The following is a 22,678-nucleotide window of genomic DNA, read 5'->3' as shown; positions in this document are numbered from 1 at the left end:
GGTCGGTTCGTGGCGGCGGGAAGATCGAGAATTCCAGCGACGAAGCATTCGGTCGAGCGGTTCACCCTCGACAACGGCCTGCGGGTGGTGCTGGCCCCGGATCGCAGCGCCCCGGTGGTCGGCGTGGCGGTCCTCTACGACGTGGGCATCCGGTCGGAACCGGAGGGCCGGACGGGTTTCGCGCACCTCTTCGAGCACCTGATGTTCCAGGGCTCGGAAAACCTGGAGAAGCTTGCGCACTTCCGGCACGTCCAGGGCGCCGGCGGGACCTTCAACGGCTCCACCCACCTCGACTACACCGACTACTGGGCGACGTTGCCGAGCAACGCGCTGGAGCGGGCCCTCTTCCTGGAGGCGGACCGGATGCGCGGGCCGCGGCTGACCGAGGAGAACCTCCGCAACCAGGTCGACGTGGTGAAGGAGGAGATCCGGGTCAACGTGCTGAACCGGCCGTACGGCGGCTTTCCGTGGCTGCGGCTCCCGCCGGTCATGTTCGACACGTTCGCCAACGCGCACGACGGGTACGGCTCCTTCGACGACCTGGAGAGCGCCAGCATCGCCGACGCGACCGACTTCTTCGACCGGTACTACGCCTGCGGCAACGCCGTGCTCGCGGTCGGTGGGGACCTGGACGTGGCGGAGGCGACGGCGCTGATCGAGCGGCACTTCGGGGACGTGCCGGCCCGGCCCGCCCCGGCCCGGCCGGACTTCGCCGAGCCGGACCTGACCGGGGAGCGGCGCCAGGCGTACACCGACAAGCTGGCGCCGCTGCCGGCGGTGGCGGCGGCCTGGCGGGTACCGGACCCGATCGGCGACTCCGCCGGCTACCTGCCGTACGTGGTGCTGGCCGAGGTGCTCACCGACGGCGACGCGTCCCGGCTGGTGGAGCGGCTGGTGCTGCGGGACCGCACGGTGACCAGCGTCGGCGGCTACCTCGGGCTGATGGGCGACCCGTTCGACGTACGGGACCCGACCGCGCTGGTACTCCAGGCACACCTGCCGCCCGGCGGCGCGGTGGAGAAGGTGCTCCAGACCATCGACGAGGAACTCGACCGGCTCGCCACCGACGGACTGGCCGCCGACGAGCTGGCCCGGACCCAGGCCCGGATGGCCACCCACCTGCTCCGGGAGACCGACGCGGTGCTCGGCCGGACGCTCCAGATGGCGGTACTGGAGCAGCAGCGGGGTGATCCGGAGCTGCTGGGCGAGCTGCCCCGGCTGGTCGGCGAGGTCACCGAGGAGCAGGTGCGGGCAGCGGCCGCCACCCTGCGACCGCAGCGCCGGGCCGCCGTCGAGGTCGTTCCCGGTGGAGGTGTCAGGTGACCGTCCGTACGCTGCCCCCGCTCGGGCCGAACCGCAAGCTCAAGCTGCCCCGCGAGGTCGAGCACACCCTGCCCAACGGGCTGACCGTGATCGTGCTGCGCCGGCCGGCGGTGCCGCTGGTGGAGCTGCGGCTCTGGGTGCCGTTCGGCCGGGCCCACCTGGCCCGGGGCCTGATGATGTCCCAGACGCTGCTCTCCGGCACCGAGACGATGACCTCGGTGCAGCTCGCCGCCGAGTTGCAGAAGGTGGGCGGTGGGCTCTCCGCCGGGGTCGACGCAGACCGCCTGATGATCTCCGGCACCGGCCTCTCCACCGGACTGAACCGGATTCTGGAGCTGCTCGCCGAGGTGGCTACCGGGGCGACCTACCCGAACGACGAGGTCGCCACCGAGCGGGCCCGGCTGATCGACGGGATCCGGATGGCGCAGAGCCAGCCGACCCACCTGGTCCGCAAGGCGCTGCTGAAGCGGATGTACGGCAAGCACCCGTACGCGGTGCAGACCCCGGAGCCGGAGCAGGTCGAGGCGGTCCGGCCGGCGGCGTTGCGCAGCCTGCACGCCGCCCGGGTACGGCCGACCGGGGCGATCCTGCTGCTGGTCGGCGACGTGCAGCCGGCGAAGGCGCTGGACGCGGCGGAGCGGGCCCTGGGCGGCTGGACCGGGGACGGCGCCCCGGGTGAGCTGCCGCCGACCCCGCCGCTGGAGCCGGGGCCGCTGCTGCTGATGGACCGGCCCGGCTCGGTGCAGTCGTCGGTCCGGCTGGCGCTGCCGGCGGTGCCGCGGACCCATCCCGACCACGCCGCGCTGCAACTGGCCAACCTGGTCTTCGGCGGCTACTTCTCGTCCCGGTGGGTGGAGAACATCCGCGAGGACAAGGGCTACACGTACGGGCCGCACTCCACGATCGAGCACTCGGTCGCCGGGTCGACGCTGGTGGTCTCGGCCGAGGTCGCCACCGAGGTGACCGGGCCGGCTCTGCTGGAGACGATCTACGAGCTGGGCCGGCTGGCCTCGCTGCCGCCGAAGGAGGACGAGCTGGAGCAGGCCCGCCAGTACGCCCTCGGCACCCTCCAGCTCGGCATCTCGACCCAGGCCGGGCTGGCGGCGGTGGCCAGCGCGTACGCCGGTTCCGGGCTGCGGCTGGAGTTCCTGGCCGAGCACGCGGCCCGGCTGGCGAAGGCGACCCGGGACGACGTCGCCACGGCGGCGGCGAAATATCTGGCTCCGGCCCGGGCGGTCACGGTGGTGCTCGGCGACGCCGGCCAGGTCGAGGCGCCGCTCGGCGTGCTGGGACCGGTCCGGACCGAGGCCGCGGGATCGTGACCTCTGGCCTACCGCCGACGGACCTGCCGGCCGGTCATCCACCGCTGGCCCGGTCCACGCTCGACCGCGCCGCGCACCGGCGTACCGACCCGCGGTGGCTGGCCGACGCCTGGCAGCGGGCCCGGGTGCTGCTGGTGGATGTGGCGAACGGCGGCCGGACCCTGGTCGGCTCGGTCGGCGACAAGCCGGAGCTGATCCTGCTCGGCCCGGACGCGGCCCGGGACAGCGCCCCGGGGGCCCGGCTCTTCCTCGGCGTCGAGCCGGACGGGGTACCGGTCTTCGCGGTCGACGCGCCGCTGCCGGAACTGGCCGGCACCCGGCCGGCGAACCTGCGCGAGGTCGGCCACCTGCTCAGTGACCGGGACGCCGGCCTCTTCACCACCGCCGTGGCGCTGGCGAACTGGCACGCCCGGCACCTGTACTCGTCGCTGACCGGGCTGCCCACGGTGGTCGGGGACGCGGGCTGGTCCCGGCGGGACGAGGCGGGCAATCAGCTCTGGCCGCGTACTGATCCGGCGATGATCGTGCTGGTGCACGACGGGGTCTCCGGCCCCGGCGGGCGGTGCCTGCTCGGCAACAACGCGGCCTGGCGGTCCGAGCGGGACCTGCGCCGGTACTCCTGCCTCGCCGGCTACGTGGAGCCGGGCGAGTCGGCCGAGGACGCGGTGGTCCGGGAGGTCACCGAGGAGGTCGGCCTGGTCCCGCACCACATCGGGTACGTCGCCAGCCAGTCCTGGCCGTTCCCGGGCTCGCTGATGCTGGGCTTTTTCGCCCTCGCCGACCCGGAGCGGCCGATCCGGCTGGATCCGGCGGAGATCGCGCACGCGGGCTGGTTCAGCCGCCGGGACATCGCCGCGGTGCTGGCCGGGCAGGCGGTCGAGGTCGGTGACGGGCTCCGGTTGGCGTTGCCACCGCCGTCGTCGATCGCGCTGTTCCTGATCCGCAGTTGGCTGGAGGACGGCCGGTAGTCGGGCCGGGCCGTGCCCAAAATCTTGGCCCGCGACCGTCGTTGCCGCGACGATCACGGGCCAAGATCATAGGCCGTCGCTGCCGGGCCAGGCATGGTACGTGGCGGGGGACGCCACCCGGACGACGACGGTCGTCTAACCGAACCTCGACTGCGGGCCGAGGTTTCTGGGTTGCGGGTCCCCGTCGGCCGGCGGGCCGAACTCGGCCGGTCTGTGGGGGTCGCCCGGCAGGACCCGGTCACCGGCCTGGTCCCGGAACGGGCTGTTCCGCTGCCGCCGGTCGGGCTCGCCCACCGGTACCACCTTGACCCGCTGGCGTCCGGACCGGACCGCGCCCACACTGGACAGCGCCCGGGCGAGCAGCAGGGCGGCGTCCCGGTCCTCGGCGCGGACGATCTGACGGCGCTGCTCCGGGGAGGTCTGCTCGTCGCGGAGGCGCTCCCCCTGCGCCCAGGCAGCGGCCAACTCGTCGTCAGCGGCAGCACGGATGTCCGTGCGAACGATTAGAAACCGCATGGGTGTCTCCGAAGGCCGGTGACGGACGATGATCCTGCGATTACCTAACGAAGCCATTACGTGGAACTTCCACGTCCCCCTTCGGCTATGTTCACCCATTCTTGGCCGGTGGGCAAGTGAAACGCGCCGATTGGAGTAGTTGCTCGTCCGATCAGGTGACGCTGGGTCAACGCCTTGCCGGTGAAACGCGAGGTCAGCACGTGGTTGACCGGAGCAGTCCGGCGATGCGACGGCGAGCCCGGGTCGGCGCCGTCGCGGGTACGGCGAAGCCGCCGGCTCCCGGAGCGGGAGCCGGCGGCTTGTGACTCGTGTGTGTACGGTTGCTGGCCCGGATCGGCCGGCGCCCGAGGCGAGCTCGGCCGGGACTACTGTTCGGTCAGCCGGCCGGAGCGGCGACTCCGCTGGGTGGGCGGCATCCCCGGGTCGCGGCTGGCCGGCTTCCGGGGGGCCGACGAGCGCTGCCCCGCCATGTCGGTCAACCAGGTGATCGTCTCGTCCGGACTGAGCGCCGCCTCCTGGAGCCACTCGAAGACCATCGAATAGGTGGCGATCTCCTTGGGGTCGGTCACCATCAGGTTGGTGGCCAGCCCCTCGATCGCCAGGGTCTCCGGATCCTGCGGCTCGGCGAAGCGGTAGAGCGAGAACCCGGTGTGCGGCAGGTACCAGTCCGCGATGGTCTGGTCGGTGAGCAGCACCTGGAGCGTCACGTTGGGCAGCCCGGCGAGCTTGCGCAACTGGATCAGTTGGGCGCGCAGCACCTCGCGCGGGCCGGCCCGGCCGCCGAGCGCGGCCTCCTCGATCACCGCCGAATAGCGGGGCGGCTCGGGCTCGCGGGTGAGCAGCGACTGCCGGGCAAGCCGGGCCGCCACCTCGGTCTCGGCGTCCTCGGTGTCGTCGGTGTCGGGGTCGTCCACGAGTTGCCGTGAGGAGAGGATCCGCAGGTTGACGTACGCCTTGGTCTGCAACAGACCCGGCACGATCACCGGGCTGTACTCGCGGATCTCCGCGCAGCCGGCCTCCAGTTCGGCGTAGCCGCGCTGTCGCGGCGTCATCGTCGCGTACGAGCGCAGCCAGCCCCGGATGTCGCCGGCCTCGTTGGTGATCGCGGTCAGCTCGTCCCGCAACGGCCCGGTGACCTTGTAGAGGTCCAGCAGGTCGAGGACGTCGCGCAGGTCGGGCCGGCTGCGGCCGTTCTCCAGCCGGGACAGTTTGGACGCCGACGCCCAGCCCACCGCCTCGATGACCTGGTCGCCGGTGAGCTTGGCGGACTCCCGCAGCTTGCGCAGTTCCGTGCCGAGCCTGCGCCGCCGCAGGATCGGGCTGGGTTGAGCAGGAGGCACTGGATCCTCGCTCTCGATCGCTTCGAGCCCGTCGCCGGGCAGGTGCGGACCGTCCAGGTCGCGCCCCCGGCGGTCCAGTATGCCGCCCGTTCTTCACGGCGTGCCGTCGGACGGTGACGGCGTGTCTAAATGGAGAGGGCTTTCCGGGACGCTTCCGGCCCTGCCGTCGGATAGCCGATCGAGCCCCGCGCGCGACCAGCCACCCCCACCACCATCGACTGCGACGAATGCTCACAACGACGACCGCGCCGTACGCCACCGGAGAGAACGCGCCCCCAAACCAGTACGGCGAACAGCCGCCGCGGGCGACCCGGCGTCCGCGATCCACCCGGCGGCGATCACGTTGACCTCCGGGTGTCCGCGGTCCCCGAGCGGCTCGCCGCCACCTCGAAAGGGACCCCTCGCATGCGAACCATCCTGCGTCGCCCCGACTTCCGGCTGCTCTTCGCCGGGCTCGTGTTCAGCATGACGGCAGAGTCGATCATGCTATTGGCGCTGGCTGTCTGGGTGAAGGACCTGACCGGTTCGGACGGCATGGCCGGCGCCACCATCTTCGCCATGGTCGCGCCGATGGCCCTGGCCCCGATCGTCGGCTGGGTGGTCGACCGGTTCCGGCGACGCCCGTTCTTCCTGGTCGCCAACCTCGCCACCGCGGTGGTACTCACCCCGCTGTTCCTGGTCCGGGACCGCACCGACGTCTGGATCATCTACGTGGTGGGCGCCCTGTACGGGCTCTCCTACGTCGCCCTCGGCGCGACGCTGAACGGGCTGATCAAGCAGATCGTGCCCGAGGAGCTGATGGCCCAGGCGAACGGCGCGCTGCAGACCGTCAAGCAGGGACTCCGGCTGGTCGGCCCGCTGGCCGGGGCGGCTCTCTACACCGGAGCGGGCGGCTGGACGCTGCCGACGGTCGGCATGATCGGTTTTGTCGCCGCCGCCTGCGCGGTCTCCGCGCTGCGGATCGCCGAGCGGAGGCCCGGTCCCGGCCAACTCCGCTGGGTGACCGAGGTCGGTGCGGGACTGCGACACATGCTCGGCGAGCCGGCGTTGCGCCGGGCGGTCGTCGGCGCCGCGCTGGCCGTACTGGTGATGGGGTTCAGCGAGTCGCTGATCTTCGCGTACGTGGACCAGGGGCTGGGCCGGGAACCGGGCTTCGTGGGGGTGCTGGTCACGGTGCAGGGCATCGGCGGGGTGCTCGGCGGACTCTCCTCCCCGGCCGTGGTGCGCCGGTTCGGCGAGCTGGCCGCGCTGGCCGTCGGGGTGGCGCTCTTCGCGCCCGGTGCGCTGCTGCTGGCGTACCCGACGATCTGGCTGGCCTTCGTCGCCCTGGTGCTGCTCGGCTTCGGCCTGCCGATCGCGTTCGTCGGGTTGAACACGCTGATCCAGCGCCGCACCCCGGGTCCGCTGCTCGGCCGGGTCGCCGCCGCCTCGGAGGCGCTGATCAGCGGCCCGCAGGCGATCTCGATCGGCACCGGCGCGCTGCTGGTCGGCTTCGTCGACTACCGGCTGCTCTTCGTGGTGATCGCGGTGGTGATGACGATGGCGGCCGGATACCTCTGGGCGGGTCGGGGGCTCTCCGCGCCGCCCGCCACCGGTACGGCGGCCCGACCCGGCGGGCCAGGGGGCGTGCCGGCTCCCGATGTGATCCTGCCCGACGTTCCACCCGCCTCGGGCGTGCCCGCCGTGGCGCCGATCGGCGACGGCGTGACCGCCGACCCGGTCAGGCCGCCGGTGCTGCCGGCCGACGGCCGGTCCTCGGAGGCGTCGCCGGCCCCGGGACGCCGGCCCCGCTGAGTGACGCGCGGACGGCGGTGGGCCGCGCCGGGCCCACCGCCGACCGGGTCAGCTTCCGGCGAGCGCGGCCAGGTGCTTCTTGACGTCGACGATCGACGGGTTGGTCAGCGCCGAACCGTCGTCGAAGCGCACCGTCGGTACGGTCTGGTTGCCGCCGTTGACGCTCATCACGTACTCCGCGGCGGCCAGATCCTGCTCGATGTCCACCACCGTGTAGCCGATGCCCTCCCGGTCCAGTTGTGACTTGAGCCGGTGGCAGTAGCCGCACCAGGACGTGGAATACATCGTCAACATCGTCGAGACCTCCGCGGTGCTCAATCGTTCCCAGCCAGGCCCGGCCGGTTCGGCCCCGGTCGGACGTCGGATCGGACGGGTTGTCGATCACACAGGCTAAAGGTGCAACGTCGGGAGGGGCTGCCATGATTCCTACCTGTGGCGGCTGACTCTCGCGTGGAACGGATCCTGGCCGGACTCGACCCGGAACAGCGCACCGCGGTGACCGCTCCGGCCGGGCCGGTCTGCATTCTGGCCGGCGCCGGCACCGGCAAGACCCGGGCGATCACGCACCGGATCGCGTACCGGGTGACGGCCGGAGAGGTCGCCGCCCGGCATGTGCTCGCGGTCACCTTCACCGCCCGGGCCGCCGCCGAGCTGCGGGCCCGGCTCGGCGCGCTCGGCGTACCGGGGGTGCAGGCGCGGACGTTCCACGGTGCCGCGCTGCGCCAGGTACGGTACTTCGCGTCCCGGCTGCTCGCCGGCCGGGAGATGCCCGAGCTGCTGGACAGCAAGGTCCGGCTGGTCACCCTGGCCGCCGCCCGGGCCGGGCTGCGCACCGACCGGGCCGCCGCGCGGGACCTGGCCGGCGAGATCGAGTGGGCCAAGTCGTCCCTGGTCGAGCCGGGGGAGTACGTGGTGGCGGCGGCCAAGGCGCTGCGCGAGACGCCGCACGATCCGGCAAAGGTGGCCGAGGTCTACGCCGGCTACGAGAAGGTCAAACGCGCCAACGGTGTGATCGACTTCGAGGACATGCTCCGGGCGGCGGTCTGGGGGATCGAGGAGCACCCGGACGTCGCGGAGCAGATCCGGGCGCAGTACCGGCACTTCGTCGTCGACGAGTACCAGGACGTCAACCCGCTCCAGCAGCGCCTGCTCGACGCCTGGCTGGGCGGCCGGGACGACCTGACCGTGGTCGGCGACGCCAGTCAGACGATCTACTCGTTCACCGGTGCCACCTCGGCGTACCTGATCGACTTTCCCCGGCAGCGCCGGGACGCGGTGGTGGTCCGGCTGGTCCGGGACTACCGCTCCACCCCGCAGGTGGTCGGGCTGGCCAACGCGGTGATCAAGCAGGCCCGGGGTGCCGAGGCGCGGCTGCGGCTGGAACTGGTCGGGCAGCGACCGCCGGGCGCCGAGCCGGACCTGCGGATCTTCCCGGACGAGCCGGCCGAGGCCGCTGCGGTGGCGGTGCGCTGTCGTGACCTGATCGCCGCCGGTACGCCGGCCCGGGAGATCGCCGTGCTGTTCCGGACCAACGCGCAGTCCGAGGCGTACGAGAAGGCGCTGGCCGAGGCGGAGGTGCCGTACCAGGTCCAGGGCGCCGAACGCTTCTTCGAGCGGGCCGAGATCCGGCAGGCGCTGGTCGCGCTCCGCGCCGCGACCCGGTCGACGCCCGGGGACATGCCGCTGGTCCCGGCCGTGGTCGAGGCGCTGTCCGCGGTCGGCTGGGCGCCCGACCAGCCCCCGCCGGGCGGCGCGGCCCGGGAGAGCTGGGAGGCGCTGGCCGCCCTGGTACAGCTCGCCGAGGAGTACGCCGCCACCCCGGTCGTGCTGCCGCTCGGCGAGGCGGCCAGCGTGGAGCGGCCGGTGACGCTGGCGGACTTCTGCGCCGAGCTGTCCCGGCGGGCCGCCGCGCAGCACGTGCCGACGGTCGAGGGCGTGACGCTGGCCTCCCTGCACTCGGCGAAGGGGCTGGAGTGGGACGCGGTCTTCCTGGTCGGGCTCTCCGACGGCACGCTGCCAACCAGCTACGCCAAGACCGTCGAACAGGTGGAGGAGGAGCGCCGGCTGCTCTACGTCGGGGTGACCCGGGCCCGCCAGTGGCTCTGGCTGTCGTACGCCTCGGCGCGCTCGCCCGGGGGCCGGGCCCGGCGGCCGTGCCGGTTTCTGCCCCAGTTCGACCGTTCCGGCGGTGGACGCACCGTCGAGGCGCCCGGCGGCAGTCGGAAACCCGACCGTCGACGTACCCAGGTCCTCTCCTGCCGGGTCTGCGGGGCGACCCTGCTGGCCGGCGCGGACCGCAAACTCGGCCGCTGCGCCACCTGCCCGTCCGATCTGGACTCCGAACTCCTCGACCGGCTGCGCGACTGGCGGGCCCGGGTCGCCGGGGCGCAGAAGGTGCCCGCGTACGTGGTCTTCACCGACGCCACCCTGCTCGCGCTGGCCGAACGCCGCCCCAGCCGCCCGGCGGAACTGCTGGCCATCGCCGGGATCGGCCCCCGCAAGGTCGCCCTGTACGGCGACGCCGTGCTCGCCCTGATCGACGGCGTCCGGGTCGACGACGTGCTGCTGACGGCGGAGCCGACCGAGCCGGCGCCGGGCTGAGCCGAGGGGCCCTCGGCGGGCGTCAGAAGAAAGTTCCGAGATCTCGCCGTAATTCGTTTGCCCTCGTGCCCGGAGGAGGAATAGCCTCATGGCACACCTCGCGAGCGGCGGCTTTCTGGCTGCTCAAGAGGGGGATGAGTCCGATGTTGGCGACGAGCGAGAGTCAGGAGGTGGCCCCAATGGGGACGACCTATGTCACCCAGCGACCGTGGGCGCTGCCTGCTGCCCCAGCTCCGGTGTCAGAGGTCGGCTGCATGCTGATCACTGAACTCCTCCAGCACTCGCAGGCGCACCAGGCCCTGATCCAGGCCGAGCTGGTTCAGGCCCCCGCGTCCGCGCAGCGCCAGGGGACCAATGGATTCACGGGCAATGGCATCCGCGTCGGCGTCAAGCGGATGGATGTCAGCGGGGTTCCACCTCGAGGGAGACCGGTCTAACACAGACCAGCCGGCTCACCTCGAGGCCGCGGACCCCGTACACCGGGATCCGCGGCCTTAGTCATTTCCGCACTGCCGAAGTAAGTCGGAACAGCGATCTACGAGATCGAAACGAGAGAGAGGTGACCGGGCGATGAGTCTGGCGTTGGCCCCCCTCGACGCGAACGTCGAGCTGGAGGCGAACCTGCCCTGCCGGAAGTTCGACCCCGACCTGTGGTTCGCCGACTCGCCTGCCGAGCTGGAGCTGGCCAAGTCGCTCTGCGGGGACTGCCCGCTGCGCGTCGAGTGCCTCGCCGGTGCGGTGGAGCGGGAGGAGCCGTGGGGCGTCTGGGGCGGCGAGATCTTCGAGCGTGGCGCGGTCGTTCCGCGCAAGCGGCCCCGTGGTCGCCCGCGCAAGGAGGACGTCGCCCGTGACGCGGCGCTGCGGGTCGAGGCCCAGGCGCGGCTGGCGGCCAGTGGCCTTGCCGAGTCGCGCAGTGCGGTCCGGTTGGCGGCCTGACATGAACCCGATCCGTACGAACGCCGGTCTGGTATCGGCGCCGGACACCGCGATGGCCGCGGTGTCGAAAACCATCACTGCCATGCCCATCCGAGACGGAGCCACCAAGATGCATCTCATCCACGAAGCGTTGTCACGGGCTCGAATGCGCCTGCCTCAGGCCGGTCGTAGCACCACGAGCACTGAGGCAACCCGATCCGCCCGCACCATCGCGCTGGAGGCCCGTCGCCGGGCCGCCCGCGAGCTGGGCATCCTGTGAGCCGTCGGCCGAGGCCGTCGGTAGGTAACCGAATCTGACATCCACACAGCCGGGCCGGTCCCGGCGGGGGTACGCCCTCCGCCGCGACCGGCTCGGCGTCGTTATGCGACTGCCGGTCAGGCCACCGGGGCGAACCCGGGCAGCCAGCGCTCCACGATGCCCCGGTACGGCGCCTTCGCCTCCAGCTGGCAGAGCACCCCGATCGAACCGAGCGTCACCCGGTGGATCAGCAGGTACGACGGCGGCAGGTTGAGCTGCCGCGAGAGCTGGTACGCCGGGGAGCGCGGATTGGCCAGCCGGGCCGCCTCGACCCGCAGCCACGCCCGGGTGAACCGGAACTCCTCGACCGAGAGCGGTTGCAGGATCGGCATCAGGAAGTCGAGTACCGCCTGGGCGTCGATCGGGGAGTCGAGCCGGATGAAGCCCTCCTCGCGCAGCCCGGCGACCACCGCCTCGGCGTCACCGGCCAGGGCGAGCCGGACCAGCCGGCCGATCGGCTCCGGGTGCCCACCGGGCAGCCGGGCCACCGCACCGAAGTCGATCACGCCGAGCCGCCCGTCGGGCAGCAGCCGGAAGTTGCCGGGGTGCGGGTCGGCGTGCAGCAGCCCGGCGCGCATCGGCGCCGAGAAGTGCAGGGTGGCCATCAGCCGGCCGGCCTGGTCCCGGTCGGTCTCGGATCCCGAGTCGATGATCGCTGACAGCGGGGTGCCCTCGACCCAGTCCGTGACCAGCACCCGGGGCGCGGCCGCGACCACGCCGGGGACGAAGATCTCCGGATCGTCGGCGTACGCGGCGGCGAAGACCCGCTGCGACTCCGCCTCGAGCTCGTAGTCCAACTCCTCGCTGATCCGCTCGCGCAACTCGCTGAGCAGCGGTTTGATGTCCAGGCCGGGCTGGATCGCCCGGAACATGGCACCGAGCCGGGAGAGCTGCTTCAGGTCGGAGAGCAGCGCCGGGCCGGCGCCCGGGTACTGCACCTTGACCGCGACCGGTCGACCGGCCGGGGTCGGCGTACCCGTCTTGGCCGCCGCCTTCGCGCCGCGCCGCCGGACGGCCGGCGTGCCGCCGCCCTCGACCTTCCAGATCGCCCGGTGCACCTGGCCGATGCTGGCGGCGGCGGCCGGCTTGTCGTCGAACTCCACGAACAACGACCGCCAGTCCGGCCCGAGCTGCTCGGCGAGCACCTTGTGCACGCTGGCCGCCGGCAGTGGCGGGGCCGCCTCCTGGAGTTTGGTCAACGCCTGCCGGTACGGCGCCGCGACCTCCTCGGGCAGGGCCGCCTCGAACACGGACAGCGCCTGTCCGAACTTCATCGCCCCGCCCTTGAGCTGGCCCAGCACGCTGAAGAGCTGCTCGGCGGTGCGTTGCTGGATCTCGTTGGAGATCACCTCGGAGGCGAGGCCGGTGACCCGCTTGCCCACGCCGAGGACGGTCCGGCCAGCGAAGCCGAGCGGCAGAGCGGCGAGCTTGGCGGTCCGGGAGACGGCGCGGCGCGGGATGTCGGTCACCAGATCATTGTTACCGACTCGACGAGATCCGGTCCGCCGTCAGCGGGTGGCTCAGGCCACGTCCTGGTCGCCGTCGACCGGCCACCGCCCGATCCGGGCGGCGGAATCCGCCCCACCGTCCCCCGGCGTACCCGGCTGGGCGCGGCCGTCGCGCTGGTCCGGTGTTCGTGCGACCCGGTGCAGTTCCGCCCGGCTGGGCGGTTCCGCCGCTCCGGGAGCACCGCCGGTCTCCGCGGGCGGCGGACAACGTCGGGCGGTTCAGCCGGAGAGGGATTCAGTCGGGACCCGGGTCCGGGGATCCGGGTGGGGTTTCCGGAGCACGTGGGGCGCGACGGGGCGGCGTTCCGCGCCGACGCGCGGTGCAGCCACATGCCGGGTGCGGCGGCCAGGTGCGGCGGCGCAGCCGACCGGCACCGGTCACCTCGACCGCCCCGCCGACCGTCTCCGGGGTACCGCCGTCGAGGAAGGTGAGGACCTCGCCGACCGCGTAGCCGACCGCCGTGACCAGGGTCGCGGTGAGGCAGGGCTCCTGGCCGTCACCGCCGGCCAACTGGGCGGCGAGGCCGGGCCAGCCCGGGTCGCGGTCCTGCCGGTGCAGGTCGACGCAGTTCAGGCAGGGTGATCCGGCGGCCCGGACCAGCGGGCCGACGACCGGGACGCCGTCGCGCATGGTCAGCAGCAGGTGCGCCTGCCGGTGCTGGGCGTAGCCGGCGGCGAGCAGTCCGGCGGGGCGGTCCGCCCCGACCTGGACCACCAGGTCGGCACGACCGCGCCGGACGGGTCGGGTCGCGGTGCCGGGGGCGGCCCGGGCGATCGCGTCCGCGACGGCGGCGGCGCTCGGCCGGCGTACGTCGGTGGCCAGCAGCCCGCTGCCGGTGGTGTCCGCCGGCCGGACCCGGCCCCGCAGGTCCGGGTGCACCTGTCCGACGCCGGCCTGGGCCAGGGTCACCGCCACCGGGGCGGCGAGCCGGCCCAGACCGGTCACCACGATCCGGGCCGCGGCTCGCCGCCGGAGCAGTTGGGCGGGGGTGCCGGGCGAGTCCCGGCCGTGCAGGGCGAGCGCCGCCGCCTCGGCGGAGAGTCGCTGCCGGGCCGGCTCGGGCAGGTCGGTGGGGAGCAGGGTGTGCGCGGCGACCACCAGGCCGGCGGCGCGCAGGGTGTCGATCAGGGTACGGGCGTCGTCGCGGGACACGTTGATCGTGACGGCGTGGTCCAGGACGGCACGCTCGCTGCGGCTGCCGTCGAGCAGGTCGAGCAGCCGGGCGGCGGCCGGATTGGCGACCTCGAGCAGGACCGCGCGACGGGGGTCGAGGCCGAGTTGCAGGGTGTGCCGGTCACGCCAGAGTCGGGCGAGGCCGGGCAGCAGGGTGGGGCGGGGCAGCACGGTTCTGGTCATGGGGCAACACGCTGTCACCGCCCGGGTGCGGGCAGGCGGCGGTTGTCCACAGCGGGTGGACGCTGTGCACTGCCCTATCCACAGGATCTGGGGTGTTATCCACAACCCACGGGTAACTTTTGTCGCCGCGCGGACATCACAGCGGGTGTCCGCAGCGCGACAGTGAAAGCGGGAAGGGGTGGCGTCAGGCCACCCCTTCCCGCAGTTCCGCGTACTTCTCGATGATCAGACCTTGGCCTTGCCGAGGATCCGGTTGACGGTCGTGCCACAGACCGGGCACTTGCCCTTGGCCATGTTCATGCCCGTCTTGGAAACCTCGACGTTGCCCTCGAAGTCACGCTTTTCCTTGCACTTCACGCAGTACCCGTTGTAGGTCTGGGCCTTCTCGGCCACGGTGCCCTCCTCGTCTCATCCGCCGGCTCTCGCGAGCCTGACGTGCGCCCGGCGGCGGGCGGCCACGTAGGCGCCAGCGCTGGGGTTTCTCCGCGGTCACCGATGTGACCGCCGGTCCGCGGACCCTACCCAGTTCTGGGCAGTTCCATGTCAGCGATCTGTCGACACTGTGAGGAAGCCGACGCCCAGAGTGTGCATGCCGGAATAGGTCGGATAAGTCAGTTTCGCAGGGACACGCCGGATGAACCGCGTCAGATCGCTGATCGGGGGTGCCTGGCGGGACCGGGGGATGATCGTTTACCGTTGCCTCCGGCGCTCGGCCGTACGCCTCCGCGGAGCCCGGAACCGGCTGATCATGGGTACGCAGACGATCACCGCAATGAATTTTTTCCGGACGGTTCACCGCCAACTGGTATTTTTCCGGCGGCTATCTGCGGGTTGACTCTTGCGGTGACCTGGTCAGTACGCATTAGTTTTCCATCGTGAACGAAACCCGGGGCTGCGCGGGCCGCTAATGGCGGGGTTGCGGAAGCCGGTCGTCGAGGTACGGCGCAGTCAGCGTCGGCGCCGGACGGTGTCCGCGTACCGGGACGGCGAGCGGGTCGTGGTGCTGATCCCCGACCAGTTCTCCCGCGCCGAGGAGACCGAGTGGGTGGACCGGATGCTCGCCCGGCTCGCGGCCCGGGAGGAGCGGCTCGGACGTTCCGACGAGGAGTTGCTGCTCCGGTCCCGCCGGCTGATCGACCGCTACCTGAGCGAGCACGGCCGGATGGCGGTACCGGCCAGCGTCCGGTGGGTGACGAACCAGAACGGCCGGTGGGGCTCCTGCACCCCGGCCGACCGGACGATCCGGATCTCGCACCGGATCCAGGAGATGCCGGACTGGGTGATCGACTACGTGCTGCTGCACGAGCTGACCCACCTCGTCGTGCCCAGTCACAACGCGCGGTTCTGGGAACTGGTCGGGCGCTATCCGAAGACGGAACGGGCCCGGGGCTACCTGGAGGGCGTCGCGGCGACCGCCGGGATCGTCCTGCCGGACTGAGCCCGTACCGGTGCGGCTGAACCGGCCGGTGCGGCCGCGCGGGGTGCCGGGTCCGGCAGGTCGGTAAGGTCGGCGGGTGACCCGCCGTCTGATCGTGGTGATGCTCGGCCCCGTCGCCTGGTCGCCGCCCGGGACCGATCCGGCCCGCTGGCGGGCCGCGCTCGCCGAGGACGTGGTCGACCTGGTCGCCACCCTGGCCGAGGTGGAGCCGGCGATCGCCGCCACCGCGCCCGACCGCCCGCTGGCCGAGGCGGTCGCCTGGCCCGGCATGCCGGTGTACGACCTGCCGGCCAACCGGGTCGGTGCCGCGCTGGACGCGGCGGCCCGGGACGGCTACGACCAGGCCGCCGTGCTGGTCGCCGACGCGCCCGACGTGCCCGGCCTGATCCTCGGCAAGCTGCTCCGCCCGCTGACCAGCCGTCGGATCGCGGTCGCCCCGGCGACGAATCCCGGTCCCGGGCTGCTCGGCCTGGCGGCCCGGCTACCCGTGCCGGACTGGCTGCCGGAACTCGACCTGGACACCGCCGAGGTCGACCAGGTGCGTGCCGCCGCGCCGCGACCGGCCGAGGTGGCGGTGGCCCCGGGCTGGCGCCGGCTCCGTACCCCGGCCGACCTCGCGACCCTCGATCCTGCGGTCGAGGGCTGGGACACCACCCGGGTGCTGCTCGGCGGCTGACCTCGCCCCCGAAGGCGTGGGCCAGCCACGTCTCACGCCCCGAGGGCCGCGTGGGTCAGTCACTCCTCGCGCCCTGGAGCGTCGGTCACTCCGGGTCGCGCCGCTCCGAGCCTGGATCGGGTTCACCGGAGTCGCCCTCGGATTCCGGTGTGCCGAAGTCGAAGTCGTCCAGGTCGCCGAGGTCGAGTTGGGACCGGGCGAAGGTGTCCGGGTCGGCGAAGTCCTCCTCGGCGGGGAGCAGGTCCGGGTGTCCCCAGAGCGCGTCCCGGCCGGCGATGCCCCGGTGCTCGCTGAGCGCCGCCCAGAGCGCGGCGGCCTCCCGCAGCCGGCGGGGTCGCAGCTCCAGTCCGACCAGCGCGGCGAAGGTCTGCTCGGCCGGACCACCGGCGGCCCGGCGCCGGCGGAACGCCTCGGCGAGCCGGTTCACGTTCGGCAGCCGCTCGGCGGCGGCGGTGTCGACGACGTGGCACACCCAGCCCTCGACCAGGGCGAGCGTGGTCTCCAGCCGAGCCAGCGAGGCCTTCTGCGCCGGAGTGTCCTCCGGGGTGAAGATGCCCTCCACGGAGAGCGCCTGCACCGACTCCGGATTCATCGGGTCGAGCCGGCCCATCGCCTCCTCGATCGCCTCCCGGTTCACCGTGATGCCGGTGGCGTACATCTCGACGGTGGTCAGGACGTGGCCGCGCAGCCACGGTACGTGCTGGAAGAGTCGCTGGTGGGCGGCCTCGCGCAGGGCGACGTAGAGGCGTACCTCGTCCTCGGGTAGCTCGAGGCCCTCGCCGTACGCCCGGATGTTTGCCGGCAGCAGCGCGGCCGTGCCGGCCGGGCCGAGCGGCAGGCCGATGTCGCCGGCCGAGAGCACCTCGGCGGCGAGCGAGCCGAGCGCCTGCCCGAGCTGGCCGCCGAAGAGCGCCCCGCCCAGCGTGGTCAGCATCGACTGCATCGGGCCGAGCTGCGACCGGGCCTCCGGCGGCACCAGGTCGCCCATCGCGGCCACCATCCGCCCGGCCACCGGGTCGCAGAGCTTCTTCCAGACGTCCAGCGTCTTGTAGATCCACTCGTTCCGGTTCCACGCGACCGAGCTGCGGATCCCGGAGGGGTGTGCCGAGGTCGGATCGAGCCACAGGTCGGCCAGCCGGAGCGCCTCCTCCACGGCGTTGCGCTCGTACGGAGTCACGGCCGGATCGCCGGCCGAGGAGAGCTGGCTGGCCGCGACCTGGCGGGCCAGGTCCCAGTTGACCGGGCCGCTGCCCGGCGCGGCGAGCAGCTGCTGCAGCTGCGCCATGAACTGCTGCATCTGCTGCGGGTCGTTGGGGTCGGGCGGCTGGCCACCCGGCAGGGCGAAGCCGAACGGAATATCAGGCACCCGTCCACGGTACGCGCGCCAGGGGGTGCGCCGCCCGCCCAGGTGTCACGCCGAGGGCGAACCTGGGGTTCACTGACCGGCCCGGAGGTGCCTTCTGGGTACGCTTGGCGGCCATGAGACGTCGCGGTGTCACGGTTCTGCTCGGCGCGGTGATCACCGCCCTGCTCAGTGTCGGCGTGCTCGCCGCCCCGATCCCGTACGTCGTGCTCGGTCCAGGGCCGACGGTGGACACGCTGGGCCGGCAGGACGACAAAGAGGTGATCCAGGTTTCCGGCCGGGAGACCTCGACGTCGGCCGGACAACTCCGGCTGACCACGGTCGGCGTGCAGCCCGACGTCAAGCTGCTCTCCGCGATCGCCGGCTGGTTCTCCTCGGACGAGGCCGTGGTGCCGTACGAGTTGATCTACCCGCCGGGGCAGACCCAGCAGCAGGTGGAGGAGCGCAACGCGGAGGACTTCGCCGCCTCGCAGACCAGCGCCGAGACCGCGGCGCTGCGCGAGCTCGGCTATCCGGTGCAGGTCGTGGTCAAGGCCGTCACCGCGGGTGCCCCGTCGGAGGGGATCCTCAAGGTGGGTGACGTGATCACCTCGGTCGACGACAAGCCGGTGGTGGTGGCGAGCAGCCTCACCGACCTGATCCGGGCCCGCCCGGCCGGCTCGGCGCTGAAGATCGGCTATACCCGGGACGGCAAGCAGGCCACCGCGACCATCGTCAGCGCCGCCACCGACAACAACCCGCCGCGGATCGGCGTGGAGATCGAGCAGCGGCAGCCGCACCCGTTCGAGCTGAAGATCGACCTGGGGGACATCGGCGGGCCGAGTGCCGGGCTGATGTTCGCACTCGGCATCATCGACAAGATCCGGACCGAGGACCTGACCGGCGGAAAGATCATCGCTGGCACCGGCACCATCAACGACCTGGGTGAGGTCGGCCCGATCGGTGGTATTCCGCAGAAGCTGGTTGGCGCGAAGAAGGCGGGCGCGAAGTATTTCCTCGTACCGGCCGGCAACTGCGAGGAGGCCGTCCGCAACGCCCAGTCGGGGCTGCCGATGGCCCGGGTCGGGACCCTCGACGAGGCGCTGAGCGCACTGGAGACGATCAGCGCCGGGGGCGAGCCGCCGAAGTGCTGAATCGTCGCGCAGTGTCAGGGTCGGGCTACTGTCCGGCGCCGATGTGACCGCTCCGGCGACCGCGAGTCCCGCCCGGTTGACCGGTCGTTTCCGGCTGCCCCGACGGGGGACCGATCGGACTCAGGAATACCCCGTAGTCTAGGTGCTCTGATCAGAGCCGGTCATTGCCGAAGGTGCGGAGCCAACAGTGGTCATGCGTAGCAGCCCCCTACCAAGAATGAGTCGACGCGGTCGCGTCACGGTCGGCGTACTCCTCGGGGTGTTCCTGCTCCTCACCCTGCTCGGCTGGGGCGTGCAGGCGTGGACCGACTGGCTCTGGTTCGACGAGGTGCAGTACACCCGGGTCTTCAGCGGAGTGCTGGTCACCCGGATCCTGCTCTTCGTCGGGATCGGTCTGGCCATGGCGCTGCTGGTCGGCGGCAACATGTGGCTGGCCTACCGACTGCGGCCGGTGCTCCGGCCGAATTCGCCGGAGCAGGTGACCCTGGAACGTTACCGTTCGGTGCTGGCGCCCCGGATCGGCACCTGGCTGGTCGCGATCGGGGTGATCGTCGGACTCTTCGCCGGTCTCTCCGCACAGACCCGTTGGGGTCAGTGGATGCTATTCCGCAACTCGCAGAGCTTCGGCATCGAGGACCCGGAATTCAAGATCGATATCGGGTTCTACGTCTTCCAGTTCCCGTTCCTGCGCTATCTGCTCGGCGTCGGCTTCACCGCCGTGGTGCTGGCCGTGATCGGCTCGCTGGCGATGCACTACATCTTCGGCGGGGTCCGGCTACAGGGCGTCGGCGACCGGATGACCAGCGCCGCCCGGGCCCACCTGACCACGCTGGTCGCGGTCTTCGTGCTGCTCAAGGCGCTGGCGTACGTGCTCGACCGGCGGGCGATGCTGCTGGAGTTCAACGAGGGCGTCAACCTGTACGGCGCCGGCTACGCCGACATCAACGCGCTGCTGCCGGCCAAGGAGATCCTGGCGTACATCTCGGTGGTGGTCGCGCTGGCGATCATCCTCTTCTCCAACGCCTTCATCCGGAACCTGGTCTGGCCCGGCATCTCGCTCGCCCTGCTCGGCATCTCGGCCGTGGCGATCGGCGGCATCTACCCGTGGGCGGTGCAGACCTTCGAGGTCAAGCCGAGCGTCAAGGACAAGGAAGCCGCGTACATCGAGCGGAGCATCACGGCCACCCGGGACTCGTTCGGGCTCGCCAACACCGTGATGGCGCCGTACAACGCGGCGAACCTGAAGCCGCCGGAGTCGCTGGCCACCGACACCTCGGTGGTGCCGAACATCCGGCTGCTGGACCCGCAACTGGTCTCCGAGACCTACACCCAGCTCCAGCAGGTGCGCGGCTTCTACGACTTCGGCCCGAAGCTCGACATCGACCGTTACCAGGTCAACGGCGAGACCCAGGACTACGTCGTCGGGATGCGGGAGATCAACTACCTGGAGCTGACCGACCAGCAGAGCAACTGGATCAACCGGCACACCGTCTTCACCCACGGGTACGGCCTGGTTGGCGCGCCCGCCAACCAGGTGGTCTGCGGCGGGCAGCCGTACTTCGTCTCCGGCTTCCTCGGTGAGCGCGCCGAGGAGGCGTGCTCCTCGTCGACCGAGACGATCCCGGCCACCCAGCCGCGGATCTACTACGGCGAGCAGATGGACGGCAGCGACTACGCGATCGTCGGGCAGACCGAGGGGAACAACCCGGTCGAGTTCGACCGGCCGACCGGCCGGGACGGTGGCGAGCAGTACTACACCTACACCGGCTCGGGCGGGGTCGAGATCGGCTCCTTCGGGCGCCGGCTGCTCTACGCGATCAAGGAGCAGGAGCCGAACTTCGTGCTCTCCGGCGCGATCAACGACAACTCCAAGCTGCTCTACGTGCGTAACCCCCGGGAGCGGGTGGAGAAGGTCGCGCCGTTCCTCACCCTGGACGGCGACCCCTACCCGGCGGTGGTCGGCGGGCGGATCCAGTGGATCATCGACGGCTACACCACGGCGGCCACCTACCCGTACGCGGAGCAGGTGAATCTCCAGGAGCAGACCGCCGACGAGCTGACCGGGCTGGGCACCTTCGAACTCGCCCGGGAGGACGTCAACTACATCCGGAACTCGGTGAAGGCGACCGTCGACGCGTACGACGGCACGGTGAACCTCTACGAGTACGACGAGACCGACCCGGTGCTGAAGGCCTGGAACAAGGCGTTCGGCGGCGACCTGGTGAAGCCGAAGTCGGAGATCCCGGCCGACCTGGCGGCACACTTCCGCTACCCGGCCGACCTGTTCAAGGTGCAGCGCAACCTGCTGGCGAAGTTCCACGTCACGGACCCGTCCGAGTTCTTCTCCGGGCAGGACTTCTGGGAGGTGCCGAACGCGCCGGACGCGCCGGACTCCGGTGAGAAGCAGCCGCCGTACTACCTCTACACCCAGTTGCCGGGGCAGGAGGCGCCACGCTTCCAGCTCACCTCGGCGGTCACCCCGGCCGGCCGGCAGAATCTCGCCGCGCTGATCAGCGGGTCGTACCTGAACGGCCAGCCCCGGTTGGAGGTGCTGGAACTGCCCGACCAGACGGCGGTCTCCGGGCCGGTCCAGGTGCACCAGAAGATGACCAACAACGCCAACATCCGGCAGGAACTCAACCTGCTCTCCTCGAACCAGGCCCAGGTGCAGTACGGCAACCTGCTCTCGCTGCCCTTCGGTGACGGCATGCTCTATGTCGAGCCGGTCTACGTGAAGAGCAACCAGACGAACGCCTATCCGCTGCTGCAACGGGTGCTGATCTCGTACGGCGACGGCGGCCAGTACGTCGTGCTGGCGAACAGCATCGAAGAGGGCATCAAACAGCTCGTCGAGCAGGGCAAGAAGGCCGCCCCGACGACGCCGACACCACCACCGCCACCGACCGACGGCGGCACGAACCCGACGCCCAGCCCGACGGCACCACCGGCGGACACCAATCCGCAGCTCACTCCGGAACTGGCCGCCGCGGCGAGCAAGGTGCAGGCCGCGATCGTCGAGGTGAAGGCCGCCCAGACCGCCGGTGACTTCGAGCGGTACGGGCGCGCGCTGAAGGCGCTCGACGACGCGATGACCGAGTTCCAGAACGCCCAGCGGGCGGCGACCGGCAACCGGGCACCGGGCGGGTCTCCGGCCCCGGCCGGCTCACCGGGGGCGAGCGGCGGCACACCCAGCCCGCCACCGGCGTCTCCGAGCGGCTGACCAGGTCGTACGCGGCTTTCCGGCGGCGACGGTATGGTCGCCGCCGGGTAGTTCGCCCCCTGTTTTGCGGGGCGTGGGCGGTGTGCGCTAGTGTTAACGAGCCGACGCGGGGTGGAGCAGCTCGGTAGCTCGCTGGGCTCATAACCCAGAGGTCGCAGGTTCAAATCCTGTCCCCGCTACAGAAGAACACCAGGTCAAGGGCCGGTTTTCGAGCAATCGAAAACCGGCCCTTGATCATTTGTCCGCCGTTCGTCCGTCGGACGCCGCGTCAGCCCGCGGCAGAGGGCGACAGCGAGGTGGTCTCAGGCGGGATGTGGGCCGTGTCACGGGGTCGGCGGACCCGGCACCTGTCGTTTGGACCAGGGTTCGGTGCTGGCTGAGGTTGGGGGCGGCTCGGGGGTGCGGTGGCCGTGCGGCCGTCGCACCAGTGGCCGAGGCGGCGCCCGTACGGGCTTCCCGGCGTTCTGGACGGCGCTTGTGCGGTCCACGCCTCAGGGCCGTCCTGGCGGGATGCGCGGGGATGGGCCGATGGCAGATGGCTGACGAGATGATCAGCCCGGTTGGCCTCCTACGCGTCCAGATGCTCACAAGTGTCGGGTGTTTGCCGACACCGACGTCCGGGTCCGGTGCTACACCTGACCGTGCAACTCGTACGGTTACCCTCACGTCGACGTGGGAGATCAGGTGCTTCGATGCGCATCGGCCCGGCACGGCGTCAGCTCTGACGGTCGACGGCGGCCGGGCGGCCGAGGGCTCGCAACCCGGAGTGGTCGACGCGGTAGAGGCAGTCTTCTCCGACTCGCCCGCCGTCGCCTGGTACGGGGTGGCCGGGCGCAGCGTACCGGGCGCCGGACAGGCGGACGTGGTCTACGGCGTCCGGCTCTC

Annotated in this window: 17 protein-coding genes, 1 tRNA gene and 2 pseudogenes; 13 read left to right on the top strand and 7 right to left on the bottom strand. The window is 71.8% G+C overall.

The genetic code is table 11. The annotated features are described in order from the left end of the window. Positions 1 to 9 precede the first annotated feature (9 nt). Genes AAH979_RS33095 through nudC form a run of 3 tightly spaced genes read left to right on the top strand, consistent with a single transcriptional unit; the run spans position 10 to position 3,613 of the window. Positions 10 to 1,323 carry a pitrilysin family protein gene (locus AAH979_RS33095; RefSeq protein ID WP_346262060.1) on the top strand — a complete coding sequence of 438 codons (1,314 nt, stop codon included), beginning with the start codon at positions 10 to 12 and terminating at the stop codon, positions 1,321 to 1,323. Beyond that, positions 1,320 to 2,645, top strand: coding sequence for a pitrilysin family protein (locus tag AAH979_RS33090; protein ID WP_346262059.1), 1,326 nt, complete (start codon positions 1,320 to 1,322; stop codon positions 2,643 to 2,645). The genes AAH979_RS33095 and AAH979_RS33090 overlap by 4 nt, the downstream gene beginning before the upstream one ends. Next, entirely contained in the window at positions 2,642 to 3,613 is a 972-nt protein-coding gene (nudC, locus tag AAH979_RS33085; protein ID WP_346262058.1) for an NAD(+) diphosphatase, read from the top strand. Before AAH979_RS33090 ends, nudC begins: the two co-directional genes overlap by 4 nt. Positions 3,614 to 3,895: 282 nt before the next feature. Here the strand turns inward: nudC and AAH979_RS33080 are convergent. Together AAH979_RS33080 and AAH979_RS33075 are read right to left on the bottom strand one after the other, a co-directional pair. Continuing rightward, a pseudogene (locus AAH979_RS33080) lies at positions 3,896 to 4,129 on the bottom strand (hypothetical protein); the annotation flags it as partial. 365 nt (positions 4,130 to 4,494) lie between these two features. After that, positions 4,495 to 5,469 carry a helix-turn-helix transcriptional regulator gene (locus AAH979_RS33075; protein WP_346262057.1) on the bottom strand — a complete coding sequence of 325 codons (975 nt, stop codon included), beginning with the start codon at positions 5,467 to 5,469 and terminating at the stop codon, positions 4,495 to 4,497. A gap of 405 nt (positions 5,470 to 5,874) precedes the next feature. Here AAH979_RS33075 and AAH979_RS33070 point away from each other — a divergent pair. Continuing rightward, a pseudogene (locus tag AAH979_RS33070) lies at positions 5,875 to 7,059 on the top strand (MFS transporter); the annotation flags it as partial. 252 nt (positions 7,060 to 7,311) lie between these two features. Here the strand turns inward: AAH979_RS33070 and AAH979_RS33065 are convergent. Then, on the bottom strand, positions 7,312 to 7,557 hold the full coding sequence (locus AAH979_RS33065) for a mycoredoxin (protein WP_278058540.1): 246 nt from the start codon (positions 7,555 to 7,557) through the stop codon (positions 7,312 to 7,314). A 138-nt stretch (positions 7,558 to 7,695) separates the two neighbouring features. Here AAH979_RS33065 and AAH979_RS33060 point away from each other — a divergent pair, with 138 nt between their 5' ends. The 4 genes from AAH979_RS33060 (at position 7,696) to AAH979_RS33045 (ending at position 11,059) form a co-directional block, all read left to right on the top strand. After that, a complete protein-coding gene (locus AAH979_RS33060) occupies positions 7,696 to 9,864 on the top strand; it encodes an ATP-dependent DNA helicase UvrD2 (protein WP_346262056.1) in 2,169 nt (722 codons plus the stop codon). Positions 9,865 to 10,043: 179 nt separating this feature from the next. Next, a complete protein-coding gene (locus AAH979_RS33055; protein ID WP_346262055.1) occupies positions 10,044 to 10,301 on the top strand; it encodes a hypothetical protein in 258 nt (85 codons plus the stop codon). A 133-nt stretch (positions 10,302 to 10,434) separates the two neighbouring features. Further along, positions 10,435 to 10,800 carry a WhiB family transcriptional regulator gene (locus tag AAH979_RS33050; RefSeq protein WP_101369728.1) on the top strand — a complete coding sequence of 122 codons (366 nt, stop codon included), beginning with the start codon at positions 10,435 to 10,437 and terminating at the stop codon, positions 10,798 to 10,800. A 1-nt stretch (position 10,801) separates the two neighbouring features. Beyond that, positions 10,802 to 11,059 carry a hypothetical protein gene (locus AAH979_RS33045; RefSeq protein WP_346262054.1) on the top strand — a complete coding sequence of 86 codons (258 nt, stop codon included), beginning with the start codon at positions 10,802 to 10,804 and terminating at the stop codon, positions 11,057 to 11,059. 116 nt (positions 11,060 to 11,175) lie between these two features. Here AAH979_RS33045 and AAH979_RS33040 read toward each other — a convergent pair whose 3' ends face one another. The 3 genes from AAH979_RS33040 to AAH979_RS33030 form a co-directional block, all read right to left on the bottom strand. Further along, positions 11,176 to 12,567, bottom strand: coding sequence for an AarF/ABC1/UbiB kinase family protein (locus AAH979_RS33040; protein ID WP_346262053.1), 1,392 nt, complete (start codon positions 12,565 to 12,567; stop codon positions 11,176 to 11,178). A gap of 274 nt (positions 12,568 to 12,841) precedes the next feature. Beyond that, a complete protein-coding gene (locus tag AAH979_RS33035; RefSeq protein ID WP_346262052.1) occupies positions 12,842 to 13,963 on the bottom strand; it encodes a hypothetical protein in 1,122 nt (373 codons plus the stop codon). Between the two features lie 225 nt (positions 13,964 to 14,188). Beyond that, positions 14,189 to 14,356, bottom strand: a complete 168-nt coding sequence (locus AAH979_RS33030; RefSeq protein ID WP_165436864.1) for a DUF5679 domain-containing protein — start codon at positions 14,354 to 14,356, stop codon at positions 14,189 to 14,191. A 514-nt stretch (positions 14,357 to 14,870) separates the two neighbouring features. Between AAH979_RS33030 and AAH979_RS33025 the strand changes: the two genes are divergently transcribed. Continuing rightward, positions 14,871 to 15,401 carry a M48 family metallopeptidase gene (locus AAH979_RS33025; RefSeq protein WP_346262051.1) on the top strand — a complete coding sequence of 177 codons (531 nt, stop codon included), beginning with the start codon at positions 14,871 to 14,873 and terminating at the stop codon, positions 15,399 to 15,401. 76 nt (positions 15,402 to 15,477) lie between these two features. Then, on the top strand, positions 15,478 to 16,077 hold the full coding sequence (locus tag AAH979_RS33020) for a hypothetical protein (protein WP_346262050.1): 600 nt from the start codon (positions 15,478 to 15,480) through the stop codon (positions 16,075 to 16,077). A gap of 85 nt (positions 16,078 to 16,162) precedes the next feature. Here the strand turns inward: AAH979_RS33020 and AAH979_RS33015 are convergent, their stop codons facing one another. After that, a complete protein-coding gene (locus AAH979_RS33015; RefSeq protein WP_346262107.1) occupies positions 16,163 to 17,374 on the bottom strand; it encodes a zinc-dependent metalloprotease in 1,212 nt (403 codons plus the stop codon). Positions 17,375 to 17,556: 182 nt separating this feature from the next. On the opposite strand from AAH979_RS33015, the gene AAH979_RS33010 reads away from it, so the two are divergent. The 3 genes from AAH979_RS33010 to AAH979_RS33000 all read left to right on the top strand — a co-directional run bounded on the left by AAH979_RS33010 (position 17,557) and on the right by AAH979_RS33000 (position 21,972). Beyond that, positions 17,557 to 18,573, top strand: coding sequence for a PDZ domain-containing protein (locus tag AAH979_RS33010; RefSeq protein WP_346262049.1), 1,017 nt, complete (start codon positions 17,557 to 17,559; stop codon positions 18,571 to 18,573). Between the two features lie 187 nt (positions 18,574 to 18,760). Then, positions 18,761 to 21,793: a UPF0182 family protein gene (locus AAH979_RS33005; protein WP_346262048.1), complete on the top strand. Its 3,033-nt coding sequence runs from the start codon at positions 18,761 to 18,763 to the stop codon at positions 21,791 to 21,793. A gap of 105 nt (positions 21,794 to 21,898) precedes the next feature. Beyond that, positions 21,899 to 21,972: transfer RNA gene (locus AAH979_RS33000), tRNA-Met, on the top strand. The last annotated feature ends 706 nt before the right edge of the window (positions 21,973 to 22,678 follow it).

It is taken from the genome of Plantactinospora sp. ZYX-F-223, from assembly GCF_039649625.1.
In the GTDB taxonomy this organism is placed as follows: domain Bacteria; phylum Actinomycetota; class Actinomycetes; order Mycobacteriales; family Micromonosporaceae; genus Plantactinospora.
This window is presented reverse-complemented; position numbering and strand designations above follow the sequence as displayed.